This window comes from Lysinibacillus sp. OL1 (assembly GCF_004332175.1).
GTDB lineage: Bacteria > Bacillota > Bacilli > Bacillales_A > Planococcaceae > Lysinibacillus > Lysinibacillus capsici.
Map to the genome: position 1 here is coordinate 1 of NZ_SJDS01000078.1, position 277 is coordinate 277.

General features: G+C 63.9%; 1 protein-coding gene. It reads left to right on the plus strand.

All coding sequences use genetic code 11. From position 1 onward, the window contains the following. Positions 1-60: 60 nt before the first annotated feature. Positions 61-277 (plus strand): hypothetical protein (locus tag EW028_RS25735; protein ID WP_227745032.1); only part of this gene is annotated, 217 nt, incomplete at its 3' end.

Sequence of the window (277 nt, forward strand, 5' to 3'; positions counted from 1 at the left end):
CTCGGTGGCTTCATCGAGGTCAGGGTGGGGGAGGTTGCGGCGCATGCATATGCAGGTGCTGTGCGCGGCAAACACGTCTTGGTTGAGAAAGCTGCTGCCGAGGCCGCCGCGCACGCCGCACTGGCCACCGATGCAGAGTCTTCCGAGCTTGCGCTCAAGCGCGCCAAGCGTTGGGCTGTGGAGTCCGAGCTCCGTTTCGAGTCATTGAGCGAAGCTGTCGACCGTTGCCGTCTGCAGGCGGCAACAGAGGGAAGTGAATGGGCAGGTCAAGCGGCTG